The sequence below is a fragment of the Paenarthrobacter nitroguajacolicus genome, assembly GCF_051027655.1.
Classification (GTDB): Bacteria; Actinomycetota; Actinomycetes; order Actinomycetales; family Micrococcaceae; genus Arthrobacter; species Arthrobacter nitroguajacolicus.
Genome location: NZ_CP073234.1, coordinates 893041 through 906489, shown reverse-complemented (window position 1 = coordinate 906489; position 13449 = coordinate 893041). Strand labels below are relative to the sequence as shown.

The 13449-nt window shown below is 60.1% G+C and carries 27 protein-coding genes; 3 read left to right on the top strand and 24 right to left on the bottom strand.

Features of this window, described 5'->3' with window-relative positions; all coding sequences use genetic code 11:
- Nucleotides 1-190: 190 nt before the first annotated feature.
- The 21 genes from KCX59_RS04580 to KCX59_RS04480 all read right to left on the bottom strand — a co-directional run bounded on the left by KCX59_RS04580 (nt 191) and on the right by KCX59_RS04480 (nt 8614).
- Entirely contained in the window at nt 191-517 is a 327-nt protein-coding gene (locus tag KCX59_RS04580) for a DUF7768 domain-containing protein (protein ID WP_179018601.1), read from the bottom strand.
- Nucleotides 514-732 (bottom strand): glutaredoxin family protein, encoded by a 219-nt coding sequence (locus KCX59_RS04575; protein ID WP_218649598.1) that lies wholly within the window; start codon nt 730-732, stop codon nt 514-516. Before KCX59_RS04575 ends, KCX59_RS04580 begins: the two co-directional genes overlap by 4 nt.
- Before the next feature lie 146 nt (nt 733-878).
- Entirely contained in the window at nt 879-1337 is a 459-nt protein-coding gene (locus KCX59_RS04570) for a hypothetical protein (protein ID WP_179018604.1), read from the bottom strand.
- An 8-nt stretch (nt 1338-1345) separates the two neighbouring features.
- Entirely contained in the window at nt 1346-1759 is a 414-nt protein-coding gene (locus KCX59_RS04565; protein WP_179018606.1) for a hypothetical protein, read from the bottom strand.
- Between the two features lie 20 nt (nt 1760-1779).
- Nucleotides 1780-2199 (bottom strand): single-stranded DNA-binding protein, encoded by a 420-nt coding sequence (locus KCX59_RS04560; protein ID WP_179018608.1) that lies wholly within the window; start codon nt 2197-2199, stop codon nt 1780-1782.
- The gene (locus tag KCX59_RS04555) at nt 2192-2494 is read right to left on the bottom strand and encodes a hypothetical protein (RefSeq protein ID WP_179018610.1); all 303 of its coding nucleotides are present in this window, start codon (nt 2492-2494) and stop codon (nt 2192-2194) included. The genes KCX59_RS04560 and KCX59_RS04555 overlap by 8 nt, the downstream gene beginning before the upstream one ends.
- On the bottom strand, nt 2491-2682 hold the full coding sequence (locus KCX59_RS04550; protein WP_179018612.1) for a hypothetical protein: 192 nt from the start codon (nt 2680-2682) through the stop codon (nt 2491-2493). The genes KCX59_RS04555 and KCX59_RS04550 overlap by 4 nt, the downstream gene beginning before the upstream one ends.
- Nucleotides 2679-3236, bottom strand: coding sequence for a hypothetical protein (locus KCX59_RS04545; protein WP_179018614.1), 558 nt, complete (start codon nt 3234-3236; stop codon nt 2679-2681). Before KCX59_RS04545 ends, KCX59_RS04550 begins: the two co-directional genes overlap by 4 nt.
- Nucleotides 3236-3925 carry a lambda exonuclease family protein gene (locus KCX59_RS04540; protein WP_179018616.1) on the bottom strand — a complete coding sequence of 230 codons (690 nt, stop codon included), beginning with the start codon at nt 3923-3925 and terminating at the stop codon, nt 3236-3238. Before KCX59_RS04540 ends, KCX59_RS04545 begins: the two co-directional genes overlap by 1 nt.
- 322 nt (nt 3926-4247) lie before the next feature.
- Nucleotides 4248-4598 (bottom strand): hypothetical protein, encoded by a 351-nt coding sequence (locus tag KCX59_RS04535; protein ID WP_179018618.1) that lies wholly within the window; start codon nt 4596-4598, stop codon nt 4248-4250.
- Entirely contained in the window at nt 4595-4966 is a 372-nt protein-coding gene (locus KCX59_RS04530; RefSeq protein WP_179018621.1) for a hypothetical protein, read from the bottom strand. Before KCX59_RS04530 ends, KCX59_RS04535 begins: the two co-directional genes overlap by 4 nt.
- Nucleotides 4963-5175, bottom strand: a complete 213-nt coding sequence (locus KCX59_RS04525) for a hypothetical protein (RefSeq protein ID WP_179018623.1) — start codon at nt 5173-5175, stop codon at nt 4963-4965. Before KCX59_RS04525 ends, KCX59_RS04530 begins: the two co-directional genes overlap by 4 nt.
- Nucleotides 5176-5280: 105 nt before the next feature.
- Complete coding sequence (locus KCX59_RS04520) at nt 5281-5607, bottom strand: hypothetical protein (RefSeq protein ID WP_179018625.1); 327 nt, start codon at nt 5605-5607, stop codon at nt 5281-5283.
- A gap of 184 nt (nt 5608-5791) precedes the next feature.
- The gene (locus tag KCX59_RS04515; protein ID WP_179018627.1) at nt 5792-6061 is read right to left on the bottom strand and encodes a hypothetical protein; all 270 of its coding nucleotides are present in this window, start codon (nt 6059-6061) and stop codon (nt 5792-5794) included.
- Between the two features lie 15 nt (nt 6062-6076).
- Entirely contained in the window at nt 6077-6253 is a 177-nt protein-coding gene (locus KCX59_RS04510) for a hypothetical protein (protein WP_179018629.1), read from the bottom strand.
- The gene (locus KCX59_RS04505) at nt 6250-6531 is read right to left on the bottom strand and encodes a hypothetical protein (RefSeq protein WP_179018631.1); all 282 of its coding nucleotides are present in this window, start codon (nt 6529-6531) and stop codon (nt 6250-6252) included. The genes KCX59_RS04510 and KCX59_RS04505 overlap by 4 nt, the downstream gene beginning before the upstream one ends.
- A gap of 451 nt (nt 6532-6982) precedes the next feature.
- Nucleotides 6983-7372: an ASCH domain-containing protein gene (locus KCX59_RS04500; protein WP_179018633.1), complete on the bottom strand. Its 390-nt coding sequence runs from the start codon at nt 7370-7372 to the stop codon at nt 6983-6985.
- Nucleotides 7369-7728: a hypothetical protein gene (locus KCX59_RS04495; protein WP_179018635.1), complete on the bottom strand. Its 360-nt coding sequence runs from the start codon at nt 7726-7728 to the stop codon at nt 7369-7371. The genes KCX59_RS04500 and KCX59_RS04495 overlap by 4 nt, the downstream gene beginning before the upstream one ends.
- Nucleotides 7725-8060 (bottom strand): hypothetical protein, encoded by a 336-nt coding sequence (locus KCX59_RS04490; protein ID WP_179018637.1) that lies wholly within the window; start codon nt 8058-8060, stop codon nt 7725-7727. The genes KCX59_RS04495 and KCX59_RS04490 overlap by 4 nt, the downstream gene beginning before the upstream one ends.
- 114 nt (nt 8061-8174) lie before the next feature.
- Nucleotides 8175-8363, bottom strand: coding sequence for a helix-turn-helix domain-containing protein (locus tag KCX59_RS04485; protein WP_179018639.1), 189 nt, complete (start codon nt 8361-8363; stop codon nt 8175-8177).
- The gene (locus tag KCX59_RS04480; RefSeq protein ID WP_179018641.1) at nt 8360-8614 is read right to left on the bottom strand and encodes a helix-turn-helix domain-containing protein; all 255 of its coding nucleotides are present in this window, start codon (nt 8612-8614) and stop codon (nt 8360-8362) included. Before KCX59_RS04480 ends, KCX59_RS04485 begins: the two co-directional genes overlap by 4 nt.
- A gap of 140 nt (nt 8615-8754) precedes the next feature.
- On the opposite strand from KCX59_RS04480, the gene KCX59_RS04475 reads away from it, so the two are divergent.
- Nucleotides 8755-9015, top strand: a complete 261-nt coding sequence (locus tag KCX59_RS04475; RefSeq protein WP_179018643.1) for a helix-turn-helix domain-containing protein — start codon at nt 8755-8757, stop codon at nt 9013-9015.
- Nucleotides 9016-9429: 414 nt separating this feature from the next.
- Nucleotides 9430-9723: a helix-turn-helix domain-containing protein gene (locus tag KCX59_RS04470; protein ID WP_434122630.1), complete on the top strand. Its 294-nt coding sequence runs from the start codon at nt 9430-9432 to the stop codon at nt 9721-9723.
- A gap of 41 nt (nt 9724-9764) precedes the next feature.
- Here KCX59_RS04470 and KCX59_RS04465 read toward each other — a convergent pair whose 3' ends face one another.
- Both KCX59_RS04465 and KCX59_RS04460 read right to left on the bottom strand, forming a co-directional pair.
- A complete protein-coding gene (locus KCX59_RS04465; protein ID WP_179018647.1) occupies nt 9765-10961 on the bottom strand; it encodes a tyrosine-type recombinase/integrase in 1197 nt (398 codons plus the stop codon).
- Nucleotides 10954-11148 carry a hypothetical protein gene (locus KCX59_RS04460; RefSeq protein ID WP_179018649.1) on the bottom strand — a complete coding sequence of 65 codons (195 nt, stop codon included), beginning with the start codon at nt 11146-11148 and terminating at the stop codon, nt 10954-10956. Before KCX59_RS04460 ends, KCX59_RS04465 begins: the two co-directional genes overlap by 8 nt.
- A gap of 323 nt (nt 11149-11471) precedes the next feature.
- Between KCX59_RS04460 and KCX59_RS04455 the strand changes: the two genes are divergently transcribed.
- Nucleotides 11472-12782, top strand: coding sequence for an APC family permease (locus tag KCX59_RS04455; protein WP_179018651.1), 1311 nt, complete (start codon nt 11472-11474; stop codon nt 12780-12782).
- Here the strand turns inward: KCX59_RS04455 and KCX59_RS04450 are convergent.
- Nucleotides 12757-13188 carry a DUF3592 domain-containing protein gene (locus KCX59_RS04450; RefSeq protein ID WP_179018653.1) on the bottom strand — a complete coding sequence of 144 codons (432 nt, stop codon included), beginning with the start codon at nt 13186-13188 and terminating at the stop codon, nt 12757-12759. The two genes, KCX59_RS04455 and KCX59_RS04450, sit on opposite strands and share 26 nt — an antisense overlap.
- Between the last annotated feature and the right edge of the window lie 261 nt (nt 13189-13449).

Sequence of the window (13449 nt, the reverse complement as noted above, 5' to 3'; positions counted from 1 at the left end):
GCGCGTTGTCGTTGGGCGCGCATGACGTTGTTGATTGCTTTGTCTTCGGTTGGCCGGCGGACTGTGCGGCGGGCTCGTTCGTTGGCTTCGTCTTGTTTGTCCGCTTGAACGTGGTGTTCGCAGCCGTGGTTGAGGCAAAGACCATGCGGGCCGCGGCATAGGAAACAGCAGGCGGTAGACGTTCCCCGGGTCATGCGCTGGCTCCTATGGATCGGAACTCGACCGGGCGGCCGCACGCCTTCGCTGCGGTGATGCCCATTTCTATGCCGGTTGAGGTGCCGCGATCTACGTAGCTGGCCGTGAGGTCCGCTTTTTCGCCCCACGCGAATCCGGCTGCGATGCCTTGCTTGCGTTGCTCGGGGTTGGCGTCGTCCAGGATTCCGCGCTGGGTGTAGAGCAGGTGGCTGGCGAACGACGCCTCTCCCCGGGCAAGACTGTCGGCAAGTGCTCGGCGGGCGTAGGTCTCGTTGGCCGCTATATCTCCCGCGTATGGGGATTCGACAATGACGAGCTTCATGCTGCGACCTCCTGAGCTGGCGGTGTGGTGACTTCGGCGAGCAGGTCTGGCCTGAACCCGTACCAGTGCTTGTCTCCGGCGACAACGACGGGAGCGGATAGGTAGCCGAGTTCCTTGACCTTGGCGAGGTCTTCGGGGCTTTCGGAAAGGTCGATGATTTGGTACTGGCCTTTGAGGTTGCCGCGTTCGGGGTCGTCCAACCATTTTTTGGTCATGTTGCATTGGCTGCATGCGGGTTGGGTGTAGAGCGTGATGATCACGTTGTGGTCCTTTCGGGTGCGACGCCCGGCTGTGTTGACCGGGCGCCGCGGGCATGAAAAAACCGCCTCAGTGGGCGGCTTGGATGTGTGGTGCGGGGTGGCTACTTGCGGAGCCTGGGGACGTCGATGGCAAGCGGCTGGTCTGACTGGATGTAGTCCAGGCTGGTCTCGACCATGACGTCATCCGTGGTGAAGAAGAAGATGCCCGGGTCGCCGGCGCCGTAGGTGCCGTCGTCCTTCGCGGAGTCCACGACGTTCGGGGCGCTGTGGGCGTAAAGGATTTCGCTTTCGGGTCCGATCTGGGAGCCGTTGGAGCTGATCTTGCCCTTGGTGACGTAGTAGCCGACGATCTGCCCGAAGTTCATGAGGTACAGGTATCGGATGGAGTCGGGGTCTTCCTCGCGGGCACGCTTCTTTTCGAGGTTCTTCTTTTCCAGTGAGTCTTTGATCTGCGCTGCCTGCTGGGCGGCTTTGCGTTCCTGGTTCTCGGTGGCGGTGCAGCCGGTTAGTGCGAGGGCGGCGACGAGGGCGAGTGCTGCTGCTTTTGCGATGGTCTTCATGATGTCTCCTACTTGCAGTCGAACGCGGGGGCGGTGGTGTCGATCTGGTACGGAAGGTCGATGGACTTGAAGTCTTCGGACAGGAACTTCCGGGACTCGGCGTTGTACTCGGCGACGAGGCCGATGCATCCGGACTGGACGCCGGCGTGCTGCTGCTGAAGGGTGACATCGTTCGGGCTGGCCTTCAGGCGTTCGGCGGCGAGCTCGGCCTTCTTGTCTGCCGACTGGATGCCTTGGTGGAGCTCTTCGAACTTGGCTTGTGCGCGGGTCCAGTTCTCGGCGCTGTTCTTGGTCTTGATGGCGTCACCCTGACCTTTCGGGCCGGACACTGCGACGCTGATTGCCCATCCTGCCCAGCCGATGAGGGTGATGCCGGCGAGGATGGCGAGGACGAGCGCGATGGACTTGAGCGTGGAATTCATGGTTCTCCTTGTTGGTGGGTTTAGAAGGGCGGGTCCTGGTTGGGTGGTGTTCCCCAGTTGCCGCCGTCAGGCTGCTCGGGTGGCTCTTGATTCTGCCCGGCGAGTTTCTGCCGGTCACGGCTGCTGGTGAGGACTTCGACGGCGGATGCTTTGACGTCGAGGCTGTACCCGCGGCCGTTCTTGCCGTTGTACTCGCGGAGATAGAACTGGCCGTAGACCTTGACCCGGACGCCGGATAGTAGCTGGTCGGCGAGGAATTCGGCGATGCTGCCCCAGAGCTCGACGTTGAACCATTGCTCAGCGACTTTCTCCCAGCCCCCGTTGCCGTCCTTCTTGGACTTGGTATCGCAGACCCGAAAGTTGAGCACCGGGGATCCGGAGCGGGTGAAGGTCATCTTGGAGTCAGCGCCTAAGTTGCCGGTGAAGGTGATGTCAGCCATGCGGATTGGCCTCCTTGGTCGTTGTTGGGAGGATGGCGTTGAAGTCGGCAATGAGTTCGCCTGCCCGGCGCGTGGAGTCGAGGCCAACGGCTGGGCCGGTAGCTCTGAGCGCCGCGGCGAGCCTGAAGACTTGGTCGTCGTAGTACCGGTGCGCTTCGGCTTCGGAATCGAACTTCAATGGCTCGTTGTTGCTGTCAGCCAGGAATGTGCCGGGCATGTAGTCGTCTTCATCGAAGTCCTGAAGGGTGGCTACTTCGCCATTGCGCCTGACGATGCGGTAGTAGAGGTCGCTCATTCGGCGGCCGCCTTCGCGATTGGGGTGAGCGCGTCGATCCACTGCTGGGCGGCGTCGGGGCTGAAGTGGATGAAGTTGGTGTGGCCCATACGGAATTGGTGGCTGTCGTCGTTTGCGTGGCCGGTGTTTACAAGCTGGCCAGCGTGGATGCTGACACTCACGAGGCCTTCTTCTTTGATCTTGCTCATTCGGTGGGCTCCTGTGCTTTGGCGTAGTCGAGGATGTGTGGGGGTGCGCCTTGTTCGGTGAGCCAGACGATGTAGGTGGGTAGTTTGCCTTCGCTTGCTGCCCGTGCGGTGGTGGCAACGACGTCGTCCGGGATGGACAGGTCTGGCTGCTGCTGGGCGGGTGCGACGTCGGGCAACGGTTGGACTGTGAATACGGCCGTCTTGCCTTTGCTGGTTGGCAGGACCTCGCGGAGTTGTTTGCCGATGTGACTCATGTGGCTGATCTCGATTCCACCAACCTCAACGCCGCCCCATTTGACCTTGGGGTTGCGGTAGAGGGTTAGTCGCCGGCCGGCAAACGTCTTGGTTTCAGCGCCCCACGCAGTGACGATCATCCGGAGCATGGTCTTGGATGGCCGGTATGGGCGCTTCGGGAGTTCCACGAGGTGGATGTTTACGGGCTGCTCTTCGGACCCTTCTGCCACTCTTTCGATGGTGTAGGTTCGGGGCCCAGCGATGAGGTCTGAGGCGTTGAGCTGGTCTGACTTGGGTTCGATTGCTTTGGAGAGGTCCATTAGAAGATCAGCTCCAACGGTGCCCAGTGGTCAATGCGTTCCGTGGCGGGCAGTCCTTCAACCGCCCACTCGTACGTCTTGATTGACGCTTGTATGAGCTCTTCAGCTTCAGAGGCCGCAGCCAGGATGGCATCGAACCACTTGTCATCAGGCTCGACGCGCTTGGTCCACATGGGCATGCCACCGCAATAGCTGTTGTAGTCGATCCATTCACGGCCGGACACGAAAAGCCCGGTCTGCAGCTGGGCCATGTTCTCGGCTGGTACTTCGTCGGCCAGGATGGTTTGCAGCTGCTTTTTCTGGTTGCGGGACTTGATCTCGATGAGTCCGTAGTCACCCACAAGACCGTCTGGCGAGTAACCGATTTTGAAGCCCCAGCCGTCATCTTCCCGGGTCATGAAGCCGATCTCTTCCACAGGGGCGTAGTGCTCGGCGTAGATTTCGCGGGCGTAGGGCTCATCCAAGGTCCCGCGTTCCATGTCCCTGGATGCTTGGATGGGTTCGACGTGGCCGGTGATGCGTTCGGCGGCGAGTGTGGCGATGAGTGCGCGGCTGGTTTCGTTGGCGGCAATCTTTAGTGTTTTGGTGGTGATCAGGCTGCCGATGACGGATGCGGTGAGGATGCCGCATCGTTCGGCCAGCCACTCGGGTGAACCCTGCTCGAGGCTGGCGAAGATGTGAGTGCTCATTGTTCTCCTTGTGTTTCCGGGCATGGAAATGAAGAAGGCCCCTGTTGGGGGCCTTGTGTGGGTTGTTCGTATGGGATGCCGTGGTCGTTTGCGGTTTGGGTGTATATGGGTTCTGTTTGTTTGGCTAGGTGTTCGCGGTGGGATCTTGCTGTGTGTTCGGTGAGGCTACACATCGGGTGTCTCCGTGTTGTGGGCATGTGGGGTTGGTGGGGCGGGGTGTTCGCGGGTCGTAGCGGGATGGCGGGCATGCGCATCCCGGCCGCTTGTTGGGTTGTCGTTGCCAGAAGTCCGCACCCATCCCCGGGAGCAGGTCAGGCATCGCTCATGCCTGCCCCTCATCGTTAGTGACCGGGATGTCTACCTTCTGGTAGCGGGATCTGAAGTATCCTTCTGGGGCCATTTTGAAGTGGTCCCATTCCCATACGATCCAGTTCCCTGGGCGAACCTCGAACCTCTGCCCCTTGTGTTCCCAGCGGAGTTTGCCTCCCGTGTAGATAGGTTCCGCCTCTGGGGCGATTGCTTTGATCCATCTGCTTGTCCAGCCCACGGCGACGATGTACCCGCCGATAGGTGTTTCTCCTTGGACTGGCGGCATTTGGGTTGCTAGGACTGGTTCGCCGTAACGGTTCAGATAGTTGCCGGTGATGGTCATCGACTCGCCAGACCCGCTCATGCTTCACCTCCCAGCGCGGCCACAAGCCGGGCATTCATTTCCTCGAGCGCGCATTCCCAGCCTTGGACAAAAGCAGGGTCGCCATGCTCGCTGTTCATCTTGATCTCGGCGATGCCAGTCACGGCTTGTACGGCAGCGAGTAGACGGGCCTGATCCATGGGAGCATTCGCGATGAACACGGCGTTATCGGGGGATACAGTGACCGGCTCGATTCGGTTCTTTTCAAGAACCGAATCGTTGGACAGCACGTAGCCGCCGCTCACCCCTTCCAGCCAGTGGTCATCATCCCAGCTCCATGGTCCGGGCGTTGCGGCGTTGAGTCGGTTCTGGATGGGTTCAAGCAGGGCAGGAATATCGGGGGCGGTCATGAGAGGCCCAGCCTTTCGCGGATCTGCGTTTCGAGGCCCGCGTAGTCGATGCCTCGGCCTGCGAATCCCTCACTGAACAGGGCGATGAGGTTGGCGGTGCGCTGCTCGTAAGCGAGGGCGAGGGTGGCTTCGGCTTGTGCGCGGACGACCTCGTTGTTGGTGCCGTCATGAAGGCGCTTCGTTGCTCGTTCAAAGTGCGGGTTGCTCATCTTGTTCTTCCTTGGTCGTGAGGATTGTTGCAAGTTCAACTTGCAAGGGGTTGCGGGCCTTGGCTGCAAGGTGCGGCGGGAGAGAGTTGGCAGCTTCGTCGGCGGTCATGGCTTGGCCCGTTGGAATGGGATCGGGTAGAGGTTGCCCGCGTTGTCGCGCCACTTCTTGTTCAGGTGAACGCGGATCCGGAGTTGTTCCAGGTTCGCCGGCTCCCAGCACACGTAATCGTCTTCGCTGTAGGTATCGTCGTAGTCGATATACGGGAGCATGGCCTCACAGTGGGCGCATTGCTTCCAGTCATTCGGGCGGCCGTCGTAGATGCCGAAACCTCGGCAGTAGACCTCTCCGGCGTCTATGACTCGATAGCAAGTAACGCAGCGGTGCGGCCTTCGCGCCTTCGGATATGTCGTCGGCGCCCAGAAGTCGCTCATGACGTCGCCTCCCGCCGTTCTGGTTGTTGGTCGCCGCTGATGGGGTATTCGCAGCCGGTCGCGGTCCTAACGAGTTGGTCGTACCACCAGCACGGAAGGTTCAAATCAGCCGCAGCCCAACCACCAACCGGCATACCCTCAGACGGGCGCTGGACGATGTGAGGGGCGCGGCGAGGACTCCGCATCATGGCTGCTCACCTCGAAGTGAAGCCACCACTATGGCGGCTTGTTTCACGTAGCTTTCGCGGATTGGGCCGCCTACTTGATCGAAGCTTTCTGCCGAGTGTTCCGGGTAGGCCCGCTTATACAAAGCCCATGCCGCGCACTCAATGGCTTCGTCCGAGAACATCACCGCATCGGCAGCAGCAAAGAGCTGCTTCGGCCAGTCGGTCCAAAGGCGCCCCGGCTCGAGGGCCAGAGATCTCTGCTTGGTGGATTGCGTTCGCCGCTGCATCGATGCGTTCCTGGCTCATCGCTCACCTTTCCTGTAGCTGTCGGCGTCATCCTCTGCCCGGGTCTGGGCTTCTTCTTCGATGGCGTCCCAGTCCACCGCCTCAACTGGTTCCAGGCGGGCGTCATGCATCCTGGCTTTGTGGATCATGAGCGGGCCAGCAGCACACACAAACGCAAGCATCAGGATGATCATGACCTTGCCTCCTTCTTCTTCGTCCAGAGCTTCAGTGCGCTGTGATTGCGGCTAGGGGTTGTGGACTTCACGTAGCGGTCCTCGAAGCCTTCGATGTAGCCCAAGCTGCGGGCCTTCGTGAACGCCGTCCCAGGCCAATGCGAATCATCCGGCTCACGCATCTCCCGGCGCAGATCATCAGCCGTGAACGTCTCCTGCTTCTCGGCAATCCCGATAATGGTTGCGACCGCGTCTTCCAGCCACTCGTCCTTGTCCTGCTCAAACGCCATCGCCCTCATGACGCCTCCTTCTCTTGGTATCCGCGCCCGTGGCATGAAGGGCAGAAGTCCGCGCCACTGAAGCAGTGCGCGGCTCGGCAACGGCCACCGGATCGGCGGCCAGTACCTTTGCACTTGACGCATTCAGTCCCGCGCCCAGTTGAGTCGCAAGCCTCGCAAGCAACCCCGTCATTGAGTACGCGCTTCATCTCCGAGTAAGTCCGGGGCGCCCTACCATCAGAGCGGGTGTCCATCTCGTGCTTTAGGAGCTCAACAAGGTTGTCCCACTCGGGCATCAGGCGCCCCCACTGGGTTGAACGCCCAGACATGCGCGACTGCAACTGCTCAGTGGTCAATCGGCCCTCGCAGTACTTGATGCACCGGAGCAAGTCACTCGGATCGTGCGGGTGGTCACTCCCGCCGCCGGCAATTGCCCGGGCTGACAAGCCAAGCTGGGTATCCCAACCCCAATTCATGGCTGGTCCTCAAGGTTCCAAAGGCCAAGCTTTCCGGTGGCCGCGAAAGGGATCTCAACAGGGCGAGCATTCTTGAGCACCCAGTGGAAGTGTTCCGGCATCGCCCACTCAGTGCAGAGGCTTCCTGACTCGGCCCAGTTCTGGCACTCGGTAGCGTGGTGGCAGTCGATGACATCCACGGTGCCGATGACCATGCCAGCCAGTAGCTCTTCATCGGCTGGCATTCCCTCAATGCCGATACCGTCAATACCCTCATCCGCCCAGCCCTTGCCAGCGTGGATGAACAGCTGCCCGCGGTGCTTTGTGGGGCGGGAACGGTTCTCGACGTCCTTACCGCCATGGATCAGCGCCCACGCCCACGGCTGCTTCACTGTCAGTGCCTTCATGGCTGCACCTCATACAGCACCGTCACGGGCAAAGCGATCTCGGTGGCCGGCACGAACCACTTGCACCCCGGCGTTGACCACTGCACATGCTCAGCGTCACCCCACCGCTCAAGCGCATGGCCCTCTGCGTCACGGATCACAGCCTCGAATGGCAGCGCATCCAAGTCCTCGATAGTGGCCACCGTGCGGGGCTTCCGGTAACCATCTGCGCACAGTCCGTCCGCGACATGGGCTGCCACGTGGGCTGGGAACGCGCCCGGCTTAGCGGCGTCCCATTCCTCGATAGCAGCGTTGATACGGCCGTCCAAGATGTCACGGGCTATCTCATCCCGCTCGCTTGCTTGTATAGTCGTCATTGAAGTTCTCCTTGATATGGGTTTTGCTGAAGGCGGTCACCGGGCATGGTGGCCGCCTTCCTCTGTGTTGGGCCCGCGCATCGGCGGGCCGCGTTGGCCTGGTTTAGTAGGTGTCGTTCGGCGTCCACGTTCTCGGACGCTTCCTCCCCGGTCGGATCCCAGTGCTGCAAGACATAAGCGAGAGGATCCACAGCGTTACGGGCTTCCTCGTTCTCTTTGCAGATACGTTCGATCCGGCGGGCGGTTTTCTTCATCTCTGAGAAGGTTGCTGTGATGCCGTGTTGCTTGTTGTAGTGGGCGAGTTTGTGCAGATAATCGGTGTTGGAGGGCATGCCAATTAGCCCCGTTCTTCTCGCAAGGGACACGAGAGTGGTGGTTTTTGTACTGCTGTGGGTGTTTGCCCTGATACGGGCGAGGGTGCCGGCGCTATGCGCTGCAGCGGGGGTCTAGCGGGAGGGTGATTCTGCTGGAAGGGAGTCCAGCCACTCGGCGAGGTCGTCGTGTCTGATGACGCCTTTGGAGTTCGCGTATCGGGCGGCCAGGTTGCCGTCTGCTACTTGTTGTTTGAGGGTTCGTACGCTGTAGCCGCTTTGCTCAGCTGCTTCTTCGAATGTGTAGGCGAGTTTCTGGCTCATGATCCGACCTCCGTGAGGGAAGGGGGAAGGAGGACTTTTGCCGGGACGTTGAGTGCGCCAGCGATAGTGCCAATTTCTCGGATGGTTAGGCTGCGTCCTCCTGTGAGGCTGCGGCGTAGAGTTGGGTAGCTGATGCCCGTTGCGTCTGAAAGTGCTCGGGCGTTTGAGCCCTTCACGATCAGGGCATTTGCGATACGGCTACCAATTTCAGTGTCTGCGGTGGGGACTCCATCGCCCTGTTTGGTATTCATGTCAGTACTCTATGTATTCAAACGAGTACTTGCAAGTCCCAACCAAGTACTCGGCGTGTCGGAAACCTGAGTACTCAATTTGGCAACACAAGTAGCCAATAAGTTGCTTCAAGTACTCATATGCACTTAAACTTGCACACATGACAACAACGTATGGGGAAAAACTCGAGGCCGCTCTTTCCACCCAGATCAAGGTGGAGTTAGTTGAGCGAGATATGACCCAAAAGGATCTCGCCGAGGCGATCGGCGTTGGCCGCCCCGCGATGAACCATTACCTCAAGGGTCACAAGAGCATGCCCATGCCGACCTTTATGAAGGTGGCCGAAGCCCTGGGGCTCACGCCAGTAACCTTAATGGCTCGCGCTGAGGCTCGGATCCAGCCAGAATCACAGTCGGCATAATTCCCCGCTTCGCAGCGAGGTCCCCGAACTCTCGGACTGTCATCCGCTGCACTGCACGGCAAAGCGTCCCCGTCCCGCCTTGGGATAGGGGGCGCTCTTCTCTTTTAAGCGCAACCACGACGTTGTGGTTGCGGGCCGCGGTAGTAGCCGGTGCAGTCAGACGCTCAGAGTCCATGTTCTCCCCAGATTCGAATACATTTTCGAGTGAAATGAAAGCTTACGACGCCCCTATGACATCGAAGCAATCCCGCCGCTGCCTGACAGGATTAAGTCCAGACGCGTTAAAAGCTACCTCTATAAGGCTAGAATCTTAAATCAGACACACAATGTGCGAGTAGCGCATCAGTTCTCTTATAGGTACGCTGTGTGTCTATAGAGATGGTTGAATCTTTGTAGCAACATTCAGCCTCCCCGATGTGCAGCGAAAGAGCGGATAGCATCATGGTCATGCCGTTAGGAAGACAACACCAGTCCGGGCCGTTCGCGCAGGCTGTCTCGGAAGAGATCCGCGCAACCATGGCCCGCAAGAGAGTGAACGGGTCGCAGTTGGCGAGGGCGATGAGCGTGTCGCCTAGTTATGTCTCCACGCGCCTCAGAGATACGTTGCCCTTTACCCTGAATGACGTCGAGGCAGTTTGCCAGGCTCTCGGCCTCAGCCTAGAAGAAACAGTGGCGGCTGCCGCACGAACGGCAGCCCAAGCTAAGTAGCACACAAGTAGAGAGCCCCCACCGCTTGGTGGGGGCTCTTCTTATTTGGTGGGTTCGATCATTTTGGACATCTTCTCTAGCGCTGTGGTGAGTCGCTTGATGTCTACCTTGGTTCGGTATGCCTGGGACATTTGCCGGGTGCTGTGGCCGACGATGTCCTTGATGGTGTCCCAGTCCACTCCGGCGGCGTCTAGGAGGTCTACGGCGGTGTGGCGGGCTCCGTGGAGCACGACGTTGGTTGGTAGGCCGGCTTCGGCCAGGAGTTTCGCCCATGCTTCTGTGGCGCTGTCTGGGTCCCATGGGCGGCCGTCGTTGAGGAACAGTAGCCCTTGGCCGCTGTGGGTCTGCATATGGAGCTGCAGGATGGACTTGAGCGGTTCTACGAGCGGGAGGATGCGCCAGCCGCTACTGGACTTGGGGCGAGTCAGATACATCGTTCCCTGAAGGTGCCGCCATTCATAGTCAGCCGGCACTTTGGTGATGTCGCTGATTCGGATGAGCTGCCATGAGAGGTCGAGCGTGTCCGTGATGCGGTCAGCTTCAAGTCCCAGGATCTCGCCGCGTCGGGCGCCGGTGAGTAGGTAGGTTGCCCAGAGTGCGCGGTCAGGCCGGGCTGCGAGGTGCGCCAGGAGTTGAATGGCCTCATCGGCGCTGAGTGCGTGCTGCTGTGGTTTGGCTTTCTTGGGCGGGTCCACCATTTCGCAGACGTTCCGCGTGGCCTTGCCTTCACGCATGGCTGTCTTGAGTGCTGTGGATAGGACGGCGTGCGCTTTGATGGCCGTGTCGGGCCCAACCATCTTGACGTCGGCCGGCCATTCGCTGGGATCCTTCTCGCGCATCTTCAAGGACTTGGGCGTACTCATGATGACCTTGAACATTTGCCGGACGTGATCGGCGGTGAGCTCATCGATCTTCTTCTTTCCAAGCACGGGGATAAGCCAGCCGTCAGTGGTGGACTTGTATGACGCGTATGAGTTGGGCCGGACCTCGTTGGGCGCGATGTCTTCTATCCACCGACACAGCCACGTCTCAAGCTTGAGTCCCGACGTCGGCAGGTCGCCTAGCTGGTTGAGTTCCTTCTTGACCTCGGCCAGCTTCTTCATGGCCACCTTTTTGTCTTTGCTGCGGATGACCTTCCGCCGGCGTTTCCCATCGGGCCCGGGCGGTAACTCAATGGCTACGGTCCACAGTCCACGGGCGTCCTTGAACAGCGCACCCTCACCCTTGCCCCTAGCCACGGGTGGCGCTCTTTATTGTCACTTCATGCTTGCGGTCGCAGCCATCGCAGGTTGCCACTGCGGACCGTTCGATAATCCTGCCATTGACGTCCATGCGGTAGTGCATCGAGAACCATTGCGAGCCGCACGGGCAGATGTGAGTCTCGGTTGCACGGGGCCTGATCTCCACGACGTTTTGAGCGGTCATTTTCTCCCCATTCGGTAGGTGTAGCCATTAGTGTAGCCATGCATACGCTGGAGCGCGCATGCACATGCCCACTTTCCACCCTGCAAATCCGCGGTTTTCTGCGGATCCCTACTCTCAAGTGTAGCCTAGCGTTTCACTCGTAATGAAAAGGTCATCAGTTCGATTCTGATAGGAAGCTCGGTTGAGAACCCCTGGAAATCAAGGATTTCCAGGGGTTCTCGCGTTTCTACCTGACACCCTGACAAATTCGGCAGGATCTAGTCACCCTGCGGCAGTTTCCCTCCTTGTTGCCCATGCCCCGAACCCTGTTCAGTGGAACAGTGATGAAAGCTGGCAATAATTCGGGCTTCGGAGTTTTCCGGGCAACAGGCATTTATGTTGGGGCGATCTTGGGATCGGGGGTGCTGGTCCTCCCGGCTATCGCAGCCCAGGTGGCGGGCCCGGCATCGCTTCTAGCGTGGGGGCTGCTGTTGCTGTTCTGCACCCCCGTTGCGTTCAGCTTCGCTGAAATGTCCAGGCAGCAACCCGATGCGGGTGGGATTGCCACGTTCGTGACCCGGGCCTTTGGTCAACGAGCGTCAGTGGTGGCCGGGTACCTCTTCTATTTCGCTATCCCGTTCGGAGCACCCGCAACCGCTGTGATCGGCGGCGAATACATTGCCCATGCGGCGGGCGGTGGACACGAAACGGCCCTCTTAGCGGCAGGGCTCATCCTTGCGGCAGGTTTCGTGAGCAACGCCGTGGGGATTCGGGTCTCCAGCAAACTGCAACTCCTCCTGATGGCCCTGCTTGTTGCGCTACTGGCGTTCGCCGTCGCGGTTTCGGCACCGTACGCCAGAGTAGAGAATTTCGTGCCGTTCGCCCCGAATGGATACTGGGCTGTGGGCGGGGCTGCGAGCTTGTTGTTCTTCTGCTTCGCCGGATGGGAGGCCGTGACCCACTTGGCCGGGGAGTTCCGCAACCCTGAGCGCGATCTGAAAAGGGCCACTTGGCTGACGCTCGTCGTCGTGGGTGTTGTGTACATCAGCCTCGTGGCTGCATGCGTTGCCGTCCTTGGTCCTGGTCTCGCCGGTAGCAGTGTCCCCGTGGCCGAACTCCTCGGGAAGGGACTGGGTTCGGCGGCTGCCCCGGTGACAGCTATGGCGGCAGCGGTGCTGACGTTCGGTCCGCTCAACACCTTCATTGCCGGCGCCAGTAAATTGGGTGCGCGCTTGGCGTCCGACGGCGTGCTGCCGCGGGTTCTAGCTCGTGGCGCAGGACCAGGTGAAGTGCCTTCTGCGAGCCTTGCTGCACTCGGTGTCATGGCGTCGATTTCCTTCGCGCTGGCCGCTGCAGGAATCCTCAGCATGGAATTCCAGATCGGCGCAGCGTCCTCTTGCTTCACGGCCGTGACGGCTTTCGGCCTGGCTGCGGGAGTTGTTCTCCTGCGCCGCGGTACTGCCGCCTGGTATGGAGTGATCGTCGCCGCCGCTGTGATGGTCGCGGTGCTCCTGTTCAGCGGCTGGGCTTTGGTGGTTCCTGCATTCTTGGGCCTTGCTGCAGTGTGGGCGGGGCGCCTGTTGTTGAAACCTGCAGCGCCACCCACGGCGCGCATCGTGGTGCCTGCTGTCAGCCCACAGGAAAGATCCCGATGAACCACAGTGAGCCCGCGGCAAATGCGGCAAATGCGGGAATAAGACAACCAACAACCATTTTGGACTGCGCGGCCACTTGGTAGGACTCACCGGGATCTGCCGGGTTGTAAGCCACAGCCAGCGGAGACCCTGGTTCAATTTCGACTGCCGTTGAGATGTCCGATTCTCCCCTGTACACATCACCTCGGCCATCGCTGAACTGGTAGTGCGGCCAGCAACGGCGGGTGCGGGAGGAGTTGCCCACGCCGCTGGTCCAGCCGGACCGGCTGCCCGTCACCGTCGCGAGGACTTTTGGCCACCCAGCCATCAATGCCTCCCGACGCTTCATGTCTTTGATGGTGCGCCAGAGCGAGCATACGACCGCGACGACAAACAGCGCCCAGATAACGTACAGCACAATTTTCACAACTGCTCCCCCACAACAGGTCCTCACGATCAGGTCAGGTGCAGCACCCTCTGCGGGAACCCACAGGAAAGTGATGCTGGCAGTCCTGAAGCAGTTCCCTCAAAAAGCCCTTCGATTTCCCCATGGGCCCATCCTAAAGCGGCTGCGATTATTTGGCTCCGGAGCGCAGGAATAGGGAGTCAGTTGACCTGTCGCTCCAATGGTCAAACACCACCAGTCCAACTCTGTCCGTCCGGGTCGATCGATTTCACCCCGGACTCC

Bases quoted from the DNA above. Each gene is read 5' to 3' on its own strand.
- KCX59_RS04580 (WP_179018601.1), bottom strand. From the start codon at position 517: ATGAAGCTCGTCATTGTCGAATCCCCATACGCGGGAGATATAGCGGCC.
- KCX59_RS04575 (WP_218649598.1), bottom strand. From the start codon at position 732: ATGACCAAAAAATGGTTGGACGACCCCGAACGCGGCAACCTCAAAGGC.
- KCX59_RS04570 (WP_179018604.1), bottom strand. From the start codon at position 1,337: ATGAAGACCATCGCAAAAGCAGCAGCACTCGCCCTCGTCGCCGCCCTC.
- KCX59_RS04565 (WP_179018606.1), bottom strand. From the start codon at position 1,759: ATGAATTCCACGCTCAAGTCCATCGCGCTCGTCCTCGCCATCCTCGCC.
- KCX59_RS04560 (WP_179018608.1), bottom strand. From the start codon at position 2,199: ATGGCTGACATCACCTTCACCGGCAACTTAGGCGCTGACTCCAAGATG.
- KCX59_RS04555 (WP_179018610.1), bottom strand. From the start codon at position 2,494: ATGAGCGACCTCTACTACCGCATCGTCAGGCGCAATGGCGAAGTAGCC.
- KCX59_RS04550 (WP_179018612.1), bottom strand. From the start codon at position 2,682: ATGAGCAAGATCAAAGAAGAAGGCCTCGTGAGTGTCAGCATCCACGCT.
- KCX59_RS04545 (WP_179018614.1), bottom strand. From the start codon at position 3,236: ATGGACCTCTCCAAAGCAATCGAACCCAAGTCAGACCAGCTCAACGCC.
- KCX59_RS04540 (WP_179018616.1), bottom strand. From the start codon at position 3,925: ATGAGCACTCACATCTTCGCCAGCCTCGAGCAGGGTTCACCCGAGTGG.
- KCX59_RS04535 (WP_179018618.1), bottom strand. From the start codon at position 4,598: ATGAGCGGGTCTGGCGAGTCGATGACCATCACCGGCAACTATCTGAAC.
- KCX59_RS04530 (WP_179018621.1), bottom strand. From the start codon at position 4,966: ATGACCGCCCCCGATATTCCTGCCCTGCTTGAACCCATCCAGAACCGA.
- KCX59_RS04525 (WP_179018623.1), bottom strand. From the start codon at position 5,175: ATGAGCAACCCGCACTTTGAACGAGCAACGAAGCGCCTTCATGACGGC.
- KCX59_RS04520 (WP_179018625.1), bottom strand. From the start codon at position 5,607: ATGAGCGACTTCTGGGCGCCGACGACATATCCGAAGGCGCGAAGGCCG.
- KCX59_RS04515 (WP_179018627.1), bottom strand. From the start codon at position 6,061: ATGCAGCGGCGAACGCAATCCACCAAGCAGAGATCTCTGGCCCTCGAG.
- KCX59_RS04510 (WP_179018629.1), bottom strand. From the start codon at position 6,253: ATGATCATCCTGATGCTTGCGTTTGTGTGTGCTGCTGGCCCGCTCATG.
- KCX59_RS04505 (WP_179018631.1), bottom strand. From the start codon at position 6,531: ATGAGGGCGATGGCGTTTGAGCAGGACAAGGACGAGTGGCTGGAAGAC.
- KCX59_RS04500 (WP_179018633.1), bottom strand. From the start codon at position 7,372: ATGAAGGCACTGACAGTGAAGCAGCCGTGGGCGTGGGCGCTGATCCAT.
- KCX59_RS04495 (WP_179018635.1), bottom strand. From the start codon at position 7,728: ATGACGACTATACAAGCAAGCGAGCGGGATGAGATAGCCCGTGACATC.
- KCX59_RS04490 (WP_179018637.1), bottom strand. From the start codon at position 8,060: ATGCCCTCCAACACCGATTATCTGCACAAACTCGCCCACTACAACAAG.
- KCX59_RS04485 (WP_179018639.1), bottom strand. From the start codon at position 8,363: ATGAGCCAGAAACTCGCCTACACATTCGAAGAAGCAGCTGAGCAAAGC.
- KCX59_RS04480 (WP_179018641.1), bottom strand. From the start codon at position 8,614: ATGAATACCAAACAGGGCGATGGAGTCCCCACCGCAGACACTGAAATT.
- KCX59_RS04475 (WP_179018643.1), top strand. From the start codon at position 8,755: ATGACAACAACGTATGGGGAAAAACTCGAGGCCGCTCTTTCCACCCAG.
- KCX59_RS04470 (WP_434122630.1), top strand. From the start codon at position 9,430: ATGTGCAGCGAAAGAGCGGATAGCATCATGGTCATGCCGTTAGGAAGA.
- KCX59_RS04460 (WP_179018649.1), bottom strand. From the start codon at position 11,148: ATGACCGCTCAAAACGTCGTGGAGATCAGGCCCCGTGCAACCGAGACT.
- KCX59_RS04455 (WP_179018651.1), top strand. From the start codon at position 11,472: ATGAAAGCTGGCAATAATTCGGGCTTCGGAGTTTTCCGGGCAACAGGC.